At 44.0% G+C, this 17,919-nt stretch carries 14 protein-coding genes and 1 pseudogene; all 15 read right to left on the minus strand.

Annotated elements, in window-relative coordinates:
• Positions 1-70: 70 nt before the first annotated feature.
• The 15 genes and pseudogenes from JZO70_RS13025 to JZO70_RS13090 all read right to left on the minus strand — a co-directional run bounded on the left by JZO70_RS13025 (position 71) and on the right by JZO70_RS13090 (position 17,893).
• Entirely contained in the window at positions 71-937 is an 867-nt protein-coding gene (locus JZO70_RS13025; RefSeq protein ID WP_207674023.1) for a sugar phosphate isomerase/epimerase family protein, read from the minus strand.
• 19 nt (positions 938-956) lie between these two features.
• Positions 957-2,414, minus strand: a complete 1,458-nt coding sequence (locus JZO70_RS13030) for an MFS transporter (protein WP_207674024.1) — start codon at positions 2,412-2,414, stop codon at positions 957-959.
• A gap of 292 nt (positions 2,415-2,706) precedes the next feature.
• Positions 2,707-3,645: a sugar phosphate isomerase/epimerase family protein gene (locus JZO70_RS13035; protein WP_207674025.1), complete on the minus strand. Its 939-nt coding sequence runs from the start codon at positions 3,643-3,645 to the stop codon at positions 2,707-2,709.
• Positions 3,646-3,669: 24 nt separating this feature from the next.
• Entirely contained in the window at positions 3,670-4,674 is a 1,005-nt protein-coding gene (locus tag JZO70_RS13040; RefSeq protein WP_207674026.1) for a Gfo/Idh/MocA family protein, read from the minus strand.
• A 664-nt stretch (positions 4,675-5,338) separates the two neighbouring features.
• Positions 5,339-6,253, minus strand: a complete 915-nt coding sequence (locus tag JZO70_RS13045) for an AraC family transcriptional regulator (protein WP_207674027.1) — start codon at positions 6,251-6,253, stop codon at positions 5,339-5,341.
• 144 nt (positions 6,254-6,397) lie between these two features.
• Positions 6,398-6,526: a hypothetical protein gene (locus JZO70_RS22630; RefSeq protein ID WP_278252610.1), complete on the minus strand. Its 129-nt coding sequence runs from the start codon at positions 6,524-6,526 to the stop codon at positions 6,398-6,400.
• A gap of 82 nt (positions 6,527-6,608) precedes the next feature.
• Positions 6,609-8,525, minus strand: coding sequence for a 3D-(3,5/4)-trihydroxycyclohexane-1,2-dione acylhydrolase (decyclizing) (iolD, locus tag JZO70_RS13050; protein WP_207674028.1), 1,917 nt, complete (start codon positions 8,523-8,525; stop codon positions 6,609-6,611).
• A gap of 99 nt (positions 8,526-8,624) precedes the next feature.
• Positions 8,625-9,659, minus strand: a complete 1,035-nt coding sequence (gene iolC / locus JZO70_RS13055; RefSeq protein ID WP_207674029.1) for a 5-dehydro-2-deoxygluconokinase — start codon at positions 9,657-9,659, stop codon at positions 8,625-8,627.
• 149 nt (positions 9,660-9,808) lie between these two features.
• The gene (locus JZO70_RS13060; RefSeq protein ID WP_207674030.1) at positions 9,809-10,822 is read right to left on the minus strand and encodes a LacI family DNA-binding transcriptional regulator; all 1,014 of its coding nucleotides are present in this window, start codon (positions 10,820-10,822) and stop codon (positions 9,809-9,811) included.
• Between the two features lie 80 nt (positions 10,823-10,902).
• A pseudogene (gene pyk / locus JZO70_RS13065) lies at positions 10,903-12,669 on the minus strand (pyruvate kinase).
• Between the two features lie 89 nt (positions 12,670-12,758).
• A complete protein-coding gene (locus tag JZO70_RS13070; RefSeq protein WP_207674031.1) occupies positions 12,759-13,385 on the minus strand; it encodes a V-type ATP synthase subunit D in 627 nt (208 codons plus the stop codon).
• Position 13,386: 1 nt separating this feature from the next.
• Positions 13,387-14,766, minus strand: a complete 1,380-nt coding sequence (locus tag JZO70_RS13075) for a V-type ATP synthase subunit B (RefSeq protein WP_207674032.1) — start codon at positions 14,764-14,766, stop codon at positions 13,387-13,389.
• Positions 14,759-16,540 carry a V-type ATP synthase subunit A gene (locus tag JZO70_RS13080; RefSeq protein ID WP_207674033.1) on the minus strand — a complete coding sequence of 594 codons (1,782 nt, stop codon included), beginning with the start codon at positions 16,538-16,540 and terminating at the stop codon, positions 14,759-14,761. The genes JZO70_RS13075 and JZO70_RS13080 overlap by 8 nt, the downstream gene beginning before the upstream one ends.
• 59 nt (positions 16,541-16,599) lie before the next feature.
• The gene (locus JZO70_RS13085; RefSeq protein ID WP_207674034.1) at positions 16,600-16,908 is read right to left on the minus strand and encodes a V-type ATP synthase subunit F; all 309 of its coding nucleotides are present in this window, start codon (positions 16,906-16,908) and stop codon (positions 16,600-16,602) included.
• The gene (locus JZO70_RS13090) at positions 16,898-17,893 is read right to left on the minus strand and encodes a V-type ATPase subunit (protein ID WP_207674035.1); all 996 of its coding nucleotides are present in this window, start codon (positions 17,891-17,893) and stop codon (positions 16,898-16,900) included. The genes JZO70_RS13085 and JZO70_RS13090 overlap by 11 nt, the downstream gene beginning before the upstream one ends.
• Between the last annotated feature and the right edge of the window lie 26 nt (positions 17,894-17,919).

Raw genomic sequence — 17,919 nt, forward strand, 5'->3', positions numbered from 1 at the left:
AAGACTCTCCCCTTTCTCAGCAAAATAAACTCTGCAAAAACGGCTAGGCCGTTTTTACAGAGCTTCCTGTTTACGCTTTTCCTAATCCTTTTAAGATCGCAGCTTTTGTTAATTCGCTGGACCATTCTGCCCGATCAGGATAAGCAAACACTGAGTTGGTAGCAATGCCGTCAAAGTTCATTTCCCGCAAGGTCTTGAATAGCGCATCGAAGTTCACTTCCCCTTCACCAATGTTCAAGTGCTGATGGATCGTTACTTTGGCATCAGGTGGATTAATAATGTAACGTAAGCCAAAGGCCGCTTTATGGTTCAAAGTATCCGCAAACAATACGTGATCCAATAAATCGCCTGCGTCCTTCAGATGGGTTGCCACATCACCAATACCATCATCATAATAAAAGGCATGAGCTGTAGAATAGACATATTTGATCCAGTCCTTGTCTAGGGCACGGATCGTACGTAATGCTTCAGTATTAGTTTCGATATAGTCGTTTGGATGAGCTTGCAGATTCAAGCGGATTCCTTCTTTTTCAAATAACGGAATCAGTTCCTCCATCGATTTGAAGAAGGCACCTTCGCTAGCAGTCGGATTACTAATGTCTCCGCTGAATTCAGTGTTCATTAAGTCTACTTCCAGCTCCGAAGTGATTTCAATACAGCGTTTCCAGTTTCGGACTGCGTCCTGACGCTGCTGCTCATCTGGTGAAGACCATTGCTGTACTGGTAAGACAGAAGAAATCTCAATGCCCGCATCTTTACAGCGCTGCTTGACCTGTTTGATCAAAGCCCTATCTACTTTTGGATATTCGTAAAACCAGATAAAGTCCTTTCTTGGGGATAATTCCAGATACTCATAACCCAAGCGAGCAGTAGTATCAATCATTTCCATTAGTCCGGTATTGTCGCGGTAATGCGACGGATCGTAAGCCAATTTCATAATAATGCCTCCAGTTATTCTAGTTTTTTAATATTTCTGCTTCAAGTGCGTTGTTGATTTCCACTTGATCAGCAGCTTTTTTCTCTAAATCGATTTGTGCTTCCCGCTCCAGTAATTCCGCCATAATAGTTGGGTATTCATTATCCAGCTTATAGAACAATAATACGACAATCATTAAGAAACCTAGAAAGGCTACACCGAAAATAAACAGGTTTGAAATAGTGCTTAGTGCTTGCGTTGATTGTGTTCCAAGGTTTCCGTTGTATTCATTGGCTGACATGATGAAACCAATTAATACAGAGCCGATCCCTTGTCCAAATTTTTGACCAGCTGTTGTCGCTGACTGAATCGCGCCGGCCGTGCGAATTCCCGTTTTCCATTGACCATATTCAATTGCATCGGCAATCATGGTGAAAATCATCCCCAAAATCGGTGTCATTCCTAATCCTCGAAGCAAACCACCGATAGTTACCACCGTCACACTGGTAGGATTAACTAGCAACACCAATGAGCCCGCGATAATGAACATTGCTCCGACAATACACCAGTTTCGCTTAGTAGTTAAATTCATCACTTTACCTAAGAGCAATGTGGCCACAATTGTTATTCCGTAACAGGCAGTATTCACATTTCCGATAATCCGCGTATCTCCTACTATCCATTTACAGTAATAAGTAGCCATCGTTCCTGAGAAGGTCTGGTACATTGCAAAAGATACAAAGAAAATGAACAGCATGATAAAATATTTGTTTTTAAGTAACGCAGTAATTGCTGTTTTCAAAGGAACTTTTTCACCATGGGCTGCATCCTTTACGACAACCCGTTCTCGAACCATTGCAAAACAGAAAAGCATCATTAAAGCAGCAAAGAAACCGTAAATCGCTGTTAAAATTACCCAGTTGCGTTGTGAGTCCATTCCGCCATTGGGCATTACATCTAAAATCCGCGTAAATAGCAGAGTAACCAAAATGTTGCCGATCGGGCTCATCGCCATCCGGATAATGTTGATTTTTGCCCGTTCGTCCTGGCTGCGAGTCATGTAAGTCATGGTAGTGGCAAACGGCAACTGGAACAGGGTGTAAACCACTGTCAGCATTAAATTGTAGGTCACAAAAATATAAATCGTTTGGGCCATTCCGCTGATCGGTGGCACCATCATCATTAAAACGGCGGCGATCGCATAAGGAATTGACATCCGCAACAGCCAAACCCGGGCGCGACCGTACTTGGAACGGGTACGGTCAATGATAAAGCCGGCCGAAATATCAGAAATCCCATTAAACACTTGGGAAACGGCAATAATCGAACCCACAACAGCGGCAGAAACATGGACTACATCGGTGTAAAACATCACTAAAAGCGTAGTGGAAATGGTAAAGACAATATTAGTCGAAATTTCACCACAACCAAAGGCAAATTTCTCGACGCCGGAGACACTGTCTTTTTTGGAAAACTTATTAAAACCAGTCAGATTCATATTTTTCGCTCCTTTATTGATTAAGACCTTGCTAACAAGCTGCCTAGGAAAAATCCGTTCTGCCAACAATAATAAAAGCGCTAACAATTACTTTAAAATGACGGATCGCTGACTGCACTTCTTCGGGTCTTATCTAAAGGAGTTCTGACTTCAGAGTATCATGAAGCACGTGAACTAGCTTTACAAAAAGAAGACCAAAATTTACAAAAAAGTGACCAACACTTGCTATTTTCCTAAGCGTAAAGATTATTACGATTCAGGAATCCTCGCAAGGAGAATTCCTGAAAATTTTCTATTTACTAATGGTTTGCTGCAGAGCATCGATAGAAGTAACCACACCTGCTTCAGTACTCATGGTGAAGTCTTCCATTTCCAAGGAAACAAAATCGTTGTAGCCCATCATGCGACAGACAGAGAAGAATTCTTTCCACCATTGCAGGTCTTGCCCACAGCCAACAGCCACATAATTCCAGCTGCGATCCGCAACATCGGTAACATCTTTCCACTCTGGCAGACCGTTAATCTCAACTTTAGCCCGTTCCAACCGGGTATCTTTTCCGTGAACATGGTAGATGGCACCTTTCAAATTGCGAGCCGCCACGATTGGATCGGCACCTAAAGCGATCATATGAGATGGATCAAGATTGATCCCGATCATTGGATCAACTGCATCTCTTAATTGCCATAAAGTTTCGACATTGTAAACCATCGTGCCGGGAAATTCTTCAATCGCGATTTTTTCCAAGCCGTGTTTTTTACAATGGGCGACAAATTCTTTCCACCATTCGATGGTAACTTTCCATTGGTATTCATAAGCAGGTGCTGTGTAGTCCGGCCAGGAAATAGTTGACGTGATCCAGTTTGGCACGGTATCGGTTTCGCTGGCTGCTGGCAATCCGGCCATACAAACGATTTTCTTAATGCCTAATTTTTCTGCCAATAACACACAGTCGTACATAGATTGCGAGAACTTCTCACCGGTTTCGCTTGGCCATAATGGGTTGCAAGAGCAATTTAAAGCAGCAATTTCCATATCGCGTTTTGCTAGTTCTGCCTGGTAAGCCTTCAGCTCGTTGTCATCAGCCAGCAGCGTTTGTGTTGGACAGTGCTTTTGTGCCCCCCAGCCGCCCGCAGTCATTTCAACTGCATTTACTCCTAAAGATTTTACTTTATCTAGCATTTCAGTATAGTTTAAGTCTGCGTATACGTCGGTACAAATTGATAGTTTCATTTTTCATTTCCTCCCTAAGTATGATTAGTTGTAGAATGCTGGTTTTTCGTCAAATTCGATAGTCATTACACTCTGTGCATCGCGGGCTTTTGAAGCAGCTGCGGCTGTTACCTGGCCAACATAACCGTCCCAAGCTGTTGGTCCATCAACACGTCCCTCTTTACAAGCATTGATCCATTCTTGGAATTCGATGTTGTAGGCATCCACGAAACGCTCTGACCAGTCGCGGCAAATCGGGGTGACTCTTGCGGCATCTACACGTTTCATTACATTGGCAGGTTCTGGCAAGGTTAAGGTTCCCTCTTCACAAACGACTTCACATTTGATGTCGTAGCCATATTTACAATTTACAAAAGATTCTACATCGATACGGATTCCTGATTCTGTTGTCAGGTACATAATTTGCGGATCTCTCAGCTCACCTTCAGCATTGCGGGTAGTTCTTGGGAAGACCACTTCAGCCGTTTCGTAATTCTCACCTAGTAACCAGCGCAGAACGTCGATTTCATGGATTAAGGAATTTTCTACAGACATTTCAGTGGTAAAACCGGAAACTTCAGGATTGCGGTGAGCACAATGCAGCATCAAAGGCGCACCGTAATCGCCTGAATCAATTAGTTCTTTCAATTGACGGTAGCCAGGATCATAGCGGCGCATGAATCCGACTTGGACTAATTGTTTGCCGCCAGCAATTTCTGCATCAACAATTTTACGACAAGCGTTTGATTCTGGTGCAAGTGGTTTCTCACAGAAAACATATTTTCCTGCTTCAATTGCAGCTAACACGTATTCTTCGTGGAAATTATCCGCTGCAGTAACTACCACTGCTTCAATATCATCAGCATTGATCATATCTTTAGGATCGTCATAAGCCTTTAATGAGAATTTTTCAGCTATGCTTTTGCAAAAGTCTGCGTTAGGGTCTGCGCAAGCAATTACACGCGCACCCTGTAATTTTGTATTGATTCGTTCAATATGGGTTTGTCCAATAGCACCTGTTCCGATAACTCCAATTTTCATTTCACTCATGTTGTTCTTCCTCCTAGTATTATCCATTTTTATTTTTTATTTAATCAATCAAGCAAATGGGTTTTATTACACGATTGGATTTTCCGACTTTGCACTCACTTCCGTTCTGTTTTCATATCGGTTTCAGAAAGCGGATTCAGAATAAAATTCACAAACCTTTTTTTTGAATCTTGAATCAGAGAATACTTCATCCGGATAAAGCAAATTACTCAAAGTTTTTTTATACTTCTAATTCTGTTTGTTGGTTTGTGCTCTTTTAGAATGTATCCCTTTACATTCATAAGATTAACACACAAAATAGCGACACTGTTTGCAATAAAATGCCCGGAATTTACAAAAAAGTGACCATCACTTTATTGTAACGTGAGCAATTGATGATCATTTCAGCCGATAACACGCAAAAAAATAGTGGATATAGAAATATACATTGTTACTTCGGATCATTGAAGAAAACTTAATACTCTTTATTGTTCATGGGTTCTATTTCCACCCTCCCATAGAGCAGACTGTTTTTTTATAAAATCATTCTGCATATTGACAAGCTCAAGCGTACTTTTAATAATAATACTTTTTTCACAAAGTGCTATGCTCAGTAGCTAGATTTTCACGCAAAAAAACCGCTCTTTGCTTTTCAAGCAAAGAGCGGAGCTAAGATTTATTATTATTAATCGTTTTGTTTTGGAGTATCTTCCTTACGAAATTCACTCACTTTGGCATTGCTGTAAAGTTTGCGGAAATTCTGGGGTGTATCTCGCATTCTTTCCGTGAAAACTTTTGAGAAATAGTGAGGTGAACTGAAGCCGGTACATTCGGCAATATCAGTAATTGACATGGAAGTAGTCCGAATTAGATTCGCTGCATACTCAATTTTCACCTGCTGAATGTAGTTGTTGCAGGTAATCGGTTCATATTTTTTAAACAAGCGGAAAATTTGACGTTTAGAGATAAAAAAGTGGGCGGCAATATCATCCACTGACAAGGGTTTGCTTTTATTGTCGCGAATATATTTCTTGATTTCCTTCAGCAGCTCGGTTTGTTCCGTGATTTCAATCAAAACCTCGTCTTTTTTCTGATTACTCAATGATTGATCCAGTATCAGTTGGAGAACACATTGCGCAAGCTGCTTCAAGGATTCTCCATAGGCCTCATCGGCTTCCTTGTACATAACTGATACATTCAGCAAGGCCAGCCAAGTCAGGACTACGGGGTCTTGATCTGCTAACTTAATCACTGGGTAGGCAAAATTGATTTTAGCAATCAAGCTTTTCTCATGCTCTTTAGGGATGAAGGAAAAGTACAACAGAGCAATCCCCTCTTGGCTTTTTAATTGATGCTTTTTTTCTGGGATCGTCAAAATCAGAGAGTTCTTTTTCAGCGGGTACTCTTGGCCTTCCTCGACATAGACACCTTCGCCATCGGTAATCAAACATACTTCATAAAAATAATGATCGTGAGTATTGGTGCCATAGTGATGCTCTAAAGCGCCCCAGTAAGGAATTACATACTCTGTATCTGCCAGACAGATCTTGGTAATTAGTTTGTTTAAAACCACTTTAGAGGAACAAAACTTGGTTAACATCTTATTTCCTCCTTTTCAACAATTATTCCATAACCACCCGAAAGAAAACGTTCTCTCTTAGTCGAGCTTCTCCTCTGATTATAACCGAAAGCGAGAAGTTCTTTCAATATGATCCATGAGAACTACGACTTGAAATTTTCCACTTCAATCGCCTGAATTTTCTGGTCTCTGAGAACCGAGATCTAATACCCGATATTCCTGTTTTTTTAAATGCGTGACTAATTCTACTTTCACCGAATGGGCAATAACATCATTGGAAATTGCAACCTTCATATTATCTCCTGCCATGCTAAAATAGAGTATTTTAATCACAAATACTCTATTTTAAGCTATTCACTTCATGTTGTTTATTAACCTAATACTTCCAAGCGTTGTCTAGTTTTTCAGCGCGAGCTTTGGAAACTGCTTGAATTTCTGGTTTTTGCGAGCCTTCTGCCACTCCCACATTCCACCAGCTGCCATCGTAACCGTCAGTCATGGTTTTAGGCAGGACTTTGATTTCTATTAAGGTAGATTTGGTTTGTTTCTTGGAATCTTCTACGGCTGCCTTCAATTCTTCAATCGACTCAACCTTGTAAGATTTGGCACCATAGCCATCCGCTACTTTGGCGTAGTCGATGTTCATGATTTCGTTGTTGTAATCTCTAAACTCGGTTCCTTGACTGGCACAGCCATTGTCCATTTGCAGGTTATTGATACAACCAAAACCTGAGTTATCAAATAACACAATATTGATCTTCTTATTGTATTGCAAAGAAGAAATCAATTCGCTGTGCAGCATCAAGAAACTACCGTCACCTACTAAGGCATAAACTTCTTGTTCCGGTGCACTCATACGAATACCCATTGCGCCGCCGATTTCGTAGCCCATGCAAGAATAACCGTACTCTAAATGGAAAGTATTTTCCACCGCCGGATTCCACAAACGCTGCATGTCACCTGGCAATGAACCAGCTGAACCTACCACAATCGCATCCTCATCCACGAAATCATTCAAGTGCACAAAGACTTCCGTTTGCGTTAAGTTGGTGTCCAATACATCCGCGTATTCATTCAATTCTTCCTGAGAAAAATGATTTTTAATTTCTGGATCAAAGTTTTCCCGGGTGAAGGTAGTGTTTTTCAAGCGATCTCTTTCCGCTTCCCACTCCTCCTTCAATTCTTTCAAAGTATCCCCAAATTCTGTTTGGTAGCCTTCTAATAAAGGCAGTAATGCTTCCAGGCTGGCCTTTGCATCACCAATCACTTGGAAGGCATCGAATTTGTAAGCTTGTGGGCGACTCACATTAATGTTCAAGAATTTCGTTTGGTCAAAGTTAAACAGCGTTTTCGATGACGTAGTAAAATCGGTATAACGTGTGCCTACTCCAATTATCAAGTCGGATTGTAGAACGGCTTTGTTGGCAGCTGACGTTCCTAAGATACCGTTACCACCTAAATTGTTGGCAAAAGTATAGGCTACTGCTGATTTCCCAGCATGAGTTTCTACTAATGGAATATTGTATTTTTTAGAGATGTCTTGCAGAATTTCGCCGGCTTCAGAATATTTGCAGCCGCCGCCAACTAACAAGACAGGTTTCTTGCTGGCTTTGATTAATTCAACAGCGCCGTCTAATTCTCGTTGGGTTGGCACGGTGCGGTTAATGTAATGCACCCGCTTGTTGAAAAATTCTGCCGGATAGTCAAATACTTCTCCTTCAGTATCTTGCGGGATGCAGACGGTTGCTGGTCCCATTGTTGCCGGATTCGTCATGACTTCAAAAGCCCGAATCAAAGCGGACATTAATTGCTCCGGACGATTCACACGATCCCAATAACGAGAAACGGCTTTGAAGGCATCGTTGGTGGAGAAAGCCGCACTAGTGTCGTGCTCCAATTGCTGCAGCACGGGATCAGGCTGGCGCGTAGCGAAAGTGTCCGCTGGCACAAACAATACTGGAATATTGTTAGCAAAGGCTGTTCCCGCTGCAGTGATCAGGTTGGCTGAACCGGGTCCAGCTGAAGTAGAAACCGCAAAGATTTTTTTCCGCAGACTTTGACGGGCAAACGCTACTGCTGCATGAGCCATCCCCTGCTCATTTTTTCCAGAATAGCTTTTCAAATGTCCCGGATCAGCTTCCAAAGCTTCCCCGATTCCTAGTACATTTCCGTGTCCAAAAACATGGAAGATTCCTTCCACGTAAGGTGTTTCCACACCATCGATGTTGATATATTGTTGGTTCAAAAATTTCAAAAGTGCTTGTGCTGTCGTTAAACGAATTGTTTTACTCATGGTTCTCCTCCTAATTCCTGTGAGTGGTTAGTTCATAAAGCTTCCTATTAAATAGGAAGCGTTTTTTCAAGTGTGAAGTTGTCGGCGCATATTAGTCCGTTAAATCCGCGCAATCATTTCGCCGTATTGTTCTTTTTCCATTTTGATAAATTCATGAACTTCTTCGGTTACTGGCAGGTCGTCAGAGCAGTTGTTGCTGCGGACCATCATAGACGCTTCGGCTGAACCGAATTCTAGACAATCGATAATGTCCCAACCTTGGTATAAGCCATATAAGAAGCCTGAGCCATAACCATCGCCGCCGCCAAAGCCTTTGCGGGCATTTACCGGGAACGGTTTGATAGAGAACTGCTGACCATCATCGGTATAAGCAGTTGAACCTTTCATCCCATGCTTAATTACGACAATTTTAGCGTTGTGGCTGTGCCATAATGCAGCACTTTCCTCATCGTTCATCCCTGGTTGGATTAGTTTTTCGGTTAAATCAAATTCTTCCCGTGATCCCATTATCACATCGGATTCTTTAGCAATCATTGAATAATAGATTGAAATTTCATCGTCATTTTTCCAGTTATAGGCGCGATAATCAATATCGAAAATGACCTTCGTATTGTTGCGTTTTGCCAGCATCACAGCTTTGATGGCTGCTTCTCTTGATGGACTTTCCGCTAAAGCTGTTCCAGAAATTAAAATCGCTTTGGCACTTTTGATGTAGTCTTCATTAATATCTTCAGGGCTCAAAGCCAAATCGGCTGCCTGATTCCGATACATCAAGATGCTGCTTTCTTTTTCTGACAGCATTTCAGTAAAGGTCAACCCTAATTTTTCACCGTTTTGGGCGCGACTAATGTTTGAAGTATCAATTCCTAAGTTATCAAAATATTCAATGACATAATCACCAAATTGATCTGCTGAAACTTTGCCAATAAAACCTGCTTTCATGCCGTGACGAGTAACGCCGACAGAAACGTTGGCAGGAGATCCGCCCACAAATTTTTCAAACGTGTGCACATCTTTTAATGGTTTAAATTCTTCCTTCACTTGGTCGTTATAAGCCGGATTGAAATCAATTGCTACTCGTCCTAAAAGCAGTAAGTCAAATTCTCTTGATTCGTCAAATTCTACGTATCTCATTTTTCCACCTCTTAATTTTCTCGACTGTGCAAACACAATCGCTGTATGTGCTTTCATTGTAACATCTCTTCTCTTTGCGTGCAATACACATCTTAGAATTAAATAAAATAAAAAAGCACGCTAACTAAAGCGTGCTGTATATCTTAGTCTTAAATATTGTATTTGGTTTTGATAATGATGTCGGTATACATGAACTCATTGGTTACGCTTGAGTGGTTTTGCAGCTGATCTGCCAGCAGCAACAACGAGCGATACCCTTGAGTGTAGCCATCTTGATCGATTAAAAAGTCAACGACGCCTTTTTCTAAGGCGGCTTTATTTCGCGATGTATTATCATAAATGATGACAAATGGTCGTTTTTCTAAGTTCAATCTTTCAAAAGCTCGTTCAATTCCTGCCTGTCCACCAGAAAAAACCACAATCCCAGTTAGATCAGGAAATGCCTTAATCGTACTAACAATATTATTTTCCACTTCTTGGCTGTCATCGAAGCTGCTTTGCACGCCGACTAGATGAACATTGGAATAGGATTGCTTGATCTCCTCCACAAAGCCGTCCACTCGGGAGCTGCTGACGCTGTTGCCGAAATAGCCGGTAATTGCCAGCACTTTGCCTTCGCCGCCAGTTAACATCCCCATTAAGCCGGCAGCCGTTTTCCCGCTTTGATGATTGTTCAATCCAATAAAGCAGCTGCGTTTGGTTCCGACAATATCCGAGTTAAAGGTCACCACACGGATTCCCTGATCCACCAGCTGATTAATTTTTTCCCGAATCAGCGGGCTTTCCACCGGCATAATCGCAATCGCTTGGACTTTTTCCGCCAATAATTGGTCCAGGGCTTTAATCTGCTCCGCTTCATCGACCGTATCGACTTCCTTTAAAATACATTCAATGTTGCGATTGCCCAGCTCTCTAATAGCGTCCTGCAAGCCTTGATGGATAGGAACCATAAAAGAGGAAGACGCCAGCTGGGTGACGATGCCAATCTTGTACTTCGGCACTTCTTGTTTACGGCTTCTAGGTACATAACCGATTTCGGCAGCAATTTGGTGGATTTTTTCCGCCACCTCGGGATTGATGCGGCCACGATTATTTAAAGCCCGATCCACGGTGCCTCTGGATACCCCTGCTTTTTCAGCAATTTCCTTGATTGTCCCTGCCATCTTACTATCCCCTTTTACCTTTTATTGCCTCCATCATATCACACACAAAAAAAGCACGCAACTTCGCGTGCTTGAATGATTTAAAATGCCGTCGTTTCTCCGCGATAAACAATGCCGCGGCGTGTATCAGCAGTGATCAGTTCACCATCGGCAATTAATTTCGTTGCCTCAGCGGCTCCCACAATCACCGGTATATCTTGGGCAATCCCAACAACTGCCGCATGAGAAGTTAAGCCGCCACTTTCAACAACCAGGGCCGCGGCTTGTTTAATTGCCGGCAGGTACTCGATATCGGTGGTTGGCACCACCAGAATCATTCCGTCATGAGCCTTTTTGTTCGCTTCTTCAGCGGAAGAGGCCACCACAGCATTGGCGACAACCGTGCGTTCACCCAGACCTTGAGCAGCTATCAGCTTCGAACCGATTAGCTGAATCTTCATGACGTTGGTAGTCCCGCGTTCACCCACTGGCACGCCGGCAGTGATTAGGATCAAGTCCCCTTCTTTAGCAAAGCCTAGCTCCACCGCTTTTTTAGTAGCCAGCTCGAACATTTCATCGGTTGTGCTGGGCTTTTCCGTTACGGTTGGGTATACTCCCCAGTTTATGGTTAATCCGCGTTTGGTCCGTTCATCGAAGGTTACTGCTAAAATATCCGCATCCGGTCGATATTTGGAAATCAATTTAGCCGTATGACCTGACTCAGTCGCAGCGACAATGGTTTTAATGCCTAAGTTCTGTGCGGCCCGAGCTACTGATAAGGCCGTAGTTTACGTAACGTCGGTTTTATCGAAGCGATTCACTTGGAAAGTGCCTAACCTAGCCAAAGCTTTTTCAGCTTCTACGTTGATTCGAGCCATTGTCGCTACCGATTCAACCGGGTATTCACCGTTAGCTGATTCCCCCGAAAGCATGGTGGCATCGGTGCCGTCGAATACTGCGTTGGCAATATCAGAGGCTTCCGCTCGGGTTGGTCGTGGGTTATGCTGCATCGATTCCAGCATTTGCGTCGCAGTAATGACGGCTTTCCCGGCGGCGTTGCATTTTTTGATGATGCTTTTTTGCACCATCGGCACTATTTCAGCCGGAATTTCTACCCCCATGTCACCACGGGCAATCATAATCCCATCTGCAACCTTAAGAATTTCATCGATGTTGTCGATACCTTCTTGAGATTCGATTTTGGCAAAAATTTGGACATGATTCATGTCCTTTTCTTCGACTATTTTCCGAATTTCTAATACATCCTGAGGCTTGCGGACAAAGCTGGCAGCAATAAAGTCAATCTCATTATCTAGACCAAAGCGAATATCCTCGGCATCTTTTTCGGTAATCCCCGGCAGGTTAATGGACACCCCCGGAGCATTGACCCCTTTTCGAGAACCTAGTACCCCAGAATTTTGCACTTTCGTAATCAGCTCTCTTTTGACTTCATCTTTTTCAATGATCTGCATATCAATCAGACCATCGTCAAAGAGAATGTGTCCTCCCACGTGCACATCATCAAACAGCTGAGGATAGGTCACGGCAATTTTTTCGGCGGTTCCCTCCAGCGAGCTGTCCATTGAAATAGCAACGACATCACCTTGTTCAAATGCAAGCTTGCCATCGCGGGAACCCTGCACAGTGGTCCGAATTTCGGCACCTTTCGTGTCTAAAAGAATCCCGACATCCTTCCCGGTTTGCTTAACCGCTTGGCGAACCTGTTCCATCCGTTCCTTTTGTTCTTGATGATCGCCATGGGAAAAATTAAAACGGAACACATTGGCCCCTGCTTCAATTAGTTCAGCAATAATTTCTACCGTATTACTGGCTGGTCCTAAGGTACTTACAATTTTCGTTTTCTTCATTAAATTCTCCTTTTTAATTAGAAAGGCTGAACAGGTTTGTCCAGCCAGTTTTTATTTAATGAGCCTGCTGCTTTTCCTGTTATTAGCAGTCAGCTCATATTTTTGATCTTGATCAAGCGGGTCACACTGGAGCGTTCGTTCTCCTCCAGCTTCATCTTGATATAATGAATCGTTTCTTCCATTTGCGGAATCGTCATGTACTCCAGCGCGTTTACTCGGCGTCGGGTTTTTTCGATTTCATTGGCCATCAGCTGACAGGTCTTTTCGATCTCGGTTAATTCAAACAGCTGAGGTAAAAAGGCGAAAAAGGCATCCAGCGTGCGATCCAGTTCGGCATTGGAATTGATATAGCCGTACTCCATCGGATCATCCTTGGCGTGGACATTGTATTGAAAGTTCATCAAAGGTACTTTGACACTCATGATGTTTTTCTCTACCACGTCCAGCTCGATTTTTTCCGAAGGCAGGATAAACATGTTTTCAATAAAGGCTTCGTTAATCGTTGCATCGGCTAAGGCAAAATCCTCCATCGCCTGCTGCATCGCTTCTTCAACCGTGATCCGCAGTCGATTATTTTTACGAATCAGCAAAATAAACTGACGCATCAATTCATCTTGTTTGTCCTTCAATAATTTATGGCCTCTGACAGCGGTAGTGTGCTGCTTTTTCAGCTTGGTCAGCTCCATACGGGTGGGGTTTACGTTTAGTTTCACCATATTAATTCTCCGTAGTTGGCATATATTGATCCAGCATATCTTCCTTGATCCGTTTTAATTCGGTTCGCGGCAGCATAGACAGCAACGACCAGCCTAAATCCAGCGTTTCTTCAATCGTACGATTCACATGGAAGCCTTGATTGACGTAGGTGCCTTCAAAGTGTTCGGCAAATTTGGCATAAATTTTATCTACATCAGATAAGGCGGAATCCCCTAGTACGACCGCCAATTCCTTCGCCTGCTTCCCTTGCGCATACGCGGCAAAAAGTTGGTTCATAGTAGCTGCGTGATCGCCGCGGGTTTTGCCTTCGCCGGTTCCTTTATCCTTCAAACGAGACAGTGACGGCAGCACATCAATCGGCGGTTGAATCCCGCTATTGTAGAGCTCCCGCGTCAAAATAATCTGGCCTTCGGTAATATAACCAGTCAAATCGGGAATCGGATGGGTTTTGTCATTTTCCGGCATGGTCAAAATCGGAATTTGCGTCACTGAACCTTTTAAGCCGCGAATCCGGCCAGCCCGTTCATACAAGGTAGCCAAGTTGGTGTATAAGTACCCAGGATAGCCTCGCCGTCCGGGAACTTCCCGACGGGCGGCGGAAATTTCCCGCAGCGCTTCGCAATAATTGGTCATGTCGGTCATGATGACTAAGACGTGCATGTCTTTTTCATAGGCTAAATATTCAGCCGCTGTCAAGGCCATCCGCGGTGTGGCAATCCGTTCAATCGCCGGGTCGTTGGCTAAATTAACAAACATTACCGAGCGATCGATGGCGCCGGTTTTACGGAAATCTTCCATAAAAAACTCGGCTTCTTCAAAAGTAATCCCAATCGCCGCAAAGACTACCGCGAAATCCTCCGAGGTATCCAGTACCTTCGCTTGACGGGCAATTTGCGCCGCCAATTCTTTATGGGGCAAACCAGAACCAGAGAATACCGGCAGTTTTTGGCCCCGCACTAACGTATTCAAATGATCAATCGCGGAAATACCGGTTTGGATAAATTCATCGGGATAATCCCGCGCCATTGGATTGATAACCTCGCCATTAATATCCAATTTCTTCTCCGGCAAAATTTCTGGTCCATTGTCCTTCGGTCGGCCCAGGCCGTCAAAGACCCGACCGATCATATCTTCAGAAACAGCCAGCTCCAAGGGATGCCCTAGAAAACGAACGGTGGACTGCTCCATATTAATGCCGCTGGTTCCTTCAAAAATCTGCACCATTGCTTTGTCTTCTTGAACCTCTAGCACCTGACCGCGGCGGATATCGCCGTTTTGCATGCGGACTTCCACTAGTTCTTCAAATTTGACGCCTTCAACTTTTTCTACCACCATCAGCGGGCCGACCACTTCACCGATGGTTTTGTATTCTTTAATCATTGGTCATGCCTCCTTTGCTGACAATTTCGTGCATCGTTGTTTTGATTTCCGTGATAATATCGTCAAATTTTTCCAAATGATCTTCGGCAATGTATTTACTGCGGGCAATTTTATCCCGCAGGTTCACTGTACCCTTCATGATTTCTTCCAGGTAAGCACCCAGACGCAAGGCTTTTTGTCCTTCTGAGCCAAAGGTTAAAATCGTATCCAGCATTTTCAGCTGCTTTTGGCGAGAAGAAAAAGTATCCACATCGTCGTAGGCATTTTGCTGCAAATAATCCTCTCGCAAGGATTTGGCCACTTCAAGCGTCAAGCGATCTTTTTCCGACAGAGAATCTACACCGACTAAACGGACAATTTCGTTCAATTGCGATTCTTCCTGCAAAATCCGCATCCCTTGACTGATCATGACACTCCAGTCTGTCTGCAGCTCCACATCCATAAATTTTCCGACTTCATCGGAATACAAGGAATAGCTTTGCAGCCAATCCACCGAGGGAAAATGCCGTTGTTGCGCTAAAATTGCATCTAAACCCCAATACACTTTTACAACTCGCAGTGTATTTTGGGTAACCGGCTCAGACACATCCCCGCCAGAAGGTGATACGGCACTAATTGCCGTGATACTGCCTTCCCGGTGGTCCGATCCTTTAGTCACAACGCGTCCGGCACGTTCATAATATTCGGCTAAACGACTGCCTAGATAGGCAGGATACCCTTCATCCCCGGGCATTTCTTCCAAACGTCCGCTCATTTCCCGCAGCGCTTCCGCCCAACGCGAGGTGGAATCCGCCATGATCGCAACATCGTAGCCCATGTCTCGGAAATATTCCGCAATCGTGATCCCGGTATAAATCGATGCTTCCCGGGCTGCCACTGGCATATTGGAGGTATTGGCAATTAAAACCGTCCGCTCCATAATTGATTCCCCGGTAGTCGGATCGATCAATTCCGGAAATTCATTTAGTACGTCGGTCATTTCGTTGCCCCGTTCTCCACAGCCCACGTAAACCACTAAGTCGACATCTGCCCACTTAGCAATCTGATGCTGCACCACTGTTTTCCCGGCGCCAAAAGGACCTGGAACCGCGGCGGCCCCACCTTTGGTTACGGGAAAGAAAGTATCAATAACTCGCTGCCCTGTCAGCATCGGTACATCCGGAATTAATTTTTCCTTTGAAGGACGACTGCGGCGAACCGGCCATTTTTGCATCATGGTAAAGCTCTTTGTTCCATTGGCGGTTTCGATTTCATAAATCGTTTCATCAATCGTAAAGTCGCCGGCTTCTACCTTGGTCAGCGTGCCTTCCACACCAATTGGTACCATGATTTTGTGCTTAATCACTTTGGTTTCCTGCACAATCCCAATAATATCGCCTTCCACAACTTCTGTGCCCACCGTCATTTGCGGCTCAAAGGTCCATTTTCTATTGTGATCCAGCGCCGGAATTTTAATTCCCCGACCTAAATAATTACTTTGGGTAACTTCCAAAAAAGTATCCAACGGTCGTTGAATTCCGTCGAACATCTGGGAAACAATCCCCGGACCTAATTCCACCGATAAGGCTTCACCGGTAGTTTGCACCGGTTCACCTGGTCCAATGCCGGACGTTTCTTCATATACTTGAATCGAGGCTACCTTGCCCCGCATTTCGATAATTTCTCCAATTACTCCAAGATCCCCCACATAACAAATGTCCTGAATGCTGGCTTTTTCCATATTATCTGCCATTACTAAGGGTCCAGAGACTTTGACAATTTTTCCTTCTTGCAAAATAATCGATCCTCCATTTCACCCCGCGACCAATTTTTCGTCCCCGGGCATCTTTTTGCCTACAGTATGTTTTGACCCACCGCTTTTTCAACATTTTGTTGAATATCGGCCCGGCCCTGTCCCAACGTGCCTTGATGGCTGGGAATAAGTACGATTGCCGGCGTCAGCTGCTGCTTGTAATGCTCAATTGTCTCTGGAATCAGCTGGGCACATTGCTCCGTAATGTAAATCACGCCATATTCCTCCGCCAGCTCCATCACGATTTTGCGAGCCGTTTTCTCATCTGTCCCATAACGGACATCGAAGCCAAACAATTTAAACGGCAGGACCGATTCTTTGTCCCCGACTACGCCGATTTTATAAGTCATAAGCATTGCGCATCCTCTCTCGAATCCGTTCTTTTGCGATTTCGCTGCGTTTAGCTGTAACAATCAGCTGCAGATTTTTCCGCTCCACTTCCTTGGCGTTCATAAAAGCCAAAAGAGGTAACGGTCCAAAGGCTTGTGTTTGCGCCGTTTGGTACAAATCCGTCAAATAATTGTCTTTAAAGCGTTCCAAGGCTGCCGGATCAAGGATCTCTTCCTGTAAAATAGCGGACAGCTCATCGCGGTAGACACTATTTCGCAAAAACTCCTTGAAGGCTGGCAGCTCGCCACCGACAAATTCTAGCAACTCTTCTTTTGGAATGTCGCCGGCATCTGATAAAACGGAATGCATAAAGCCATGGCTGCGCTTTTGATAAAGGCCTCTCACCAGTAAAATGATATTGGTCAGGTCGATAAAATGCGTAATTTCACTTAGCAGTTCGGGGTATTCCAAGCGTTCCCCCACAGCCCGCTGCGTTTGCAGGAAATGACGATCATAAATCACGTCAATTCCTTGTAAAATTGCCGACTCCTGCAAATACGCCAGCACTTCTTGCACACTGGCTACAATTTCAGTCGGCAGCTGCTCTGATTCACCACTGCGAATGACTTCCTTTAATTGCTGGATAGAATAAAAGCCGTCCGGCACAAATAAATGATCCAAATCCTGCTCCAGCTTTTCCCCCTTGGTCAGCACCTTTAAATTATGGAAAGTAAAACGCATGGTGTAGACCCAGACGACTTCCTTTTCCGGCGCAATTTCCACTAACCAGTCAAATAGATTCGCCTGCTCCTTATCCATCGCTTTATTAAATGTATGTTCAAAGCCGGGCTGAATCAACGAACCATAATTGGTTGACTTCAGCAGCTCACCGACTTCTTCAATGTCGGCAGCCTCCAGCAGCTTTTCGAAAAAATCCGACCGCAACAGCTCCAATTCCTTGGCACGAATCAAAGGATTTAATACGTGGTAACCACTTAACTTCATTCCTTCTCCTCCTACTTCGTTTTTTT

The organism is Candidatus Enterococcus moelleringii (genome assembly GCF_017377575.1).
GTDB classification, from domain to species: Bacteria; Bacillota; Bacilli; order Lactobacillales; family Enterococcaceae; genus Enterococcus_A; species Enterococcus_A moelleringii.

Coding starts and splice junctions, on each gene's coding strand:
- JZO70_RS13025 (WP_207674023.1), bottom strand. CDS start 937: ATGAAATTGGCTTACGATCCGTCGCATTACCGCGACAATACCGGACTA.
- JZO70_RS13030 (WP_207674024.1), bottom strand. CDS start 2,414: ATGAATCTGACTGGTTTTAATAAGTTTTCCAAAAAAGACAGTGTCTCC.
- JZO70_RS13035 (WP_207674025.1), bottom strand. CDS start 3,645: ATGAAACTATCAATTTGTACCGACGTATACGCAGACTTAAACTATACT.
- JZO70_RS13040 (WP_207674026.1), bottom strand. CDS start 4,674: ATGAGTGAAATGAAAATTGGAGTTATCGGAACAGGTGCTATTGGACAA.
- JZO70_RS13045 (WP_207674027.1), bottom strand. CDS start 6,253: ATGTTAACCAAGTTTTGTTCCTCTAAAGTGGTTTTAAACAAACTAATT.
- JZO70_RS22630 (WP_278252610.1), bottom strand. CDS start 6,526: ATGAAGGTTGCAATTTCCAATGATGTTATTGCCCATTCGGTGAAAGTA.
- iolD (WP_207674028.1), bottom strand. CDS start 8,525: ATGAGTAAAACAATTCGTTTAACGACAGCACAAGCACTTTTGAAATTT.
- iolC (WP_207674029.1), bottom strand. CDS start 9,659: ATGAGATACGTAGAATTTGACGAATCAAGAGAATTTGACTTACTGCTT.
- JZO70_RS13060 (WP_207674030.1), bottom strand. CDS start 10,822: ATGGCAGGGACAATCAAGGAAATTGCTGAAAAAGCAGGGGTATCCAGA.
- JZO70_RS13070 (WP_207674031.1), bottom strand. CDS start 13,385: ATGGTGAAACTAAACGTAAACCCCACCCGTATGGAGCTGACCAAGCTG.
- JZO70_RS13075 (WP_207674032.1), bottom strand. CDS start 14,766: ATGATTAAAGAATACAAAACCATCGGTGAAGTGGTCGGCCCGCTGATG.
- JZO70_RS13085 (WP_207674034.1), bottom strand. CDS start 16,908: ATGACTTATAAAATCGGCGTAGTCGGGGACAAAGAATCGGTCCTGCCG.
- JZO70_RS13090 (WP_207674035.1), bottom strand. CDS start 17,893: ATGAAGTTAAGTGGTTACCACGTATTAAATCCTTTGATTCGTGCCAAG.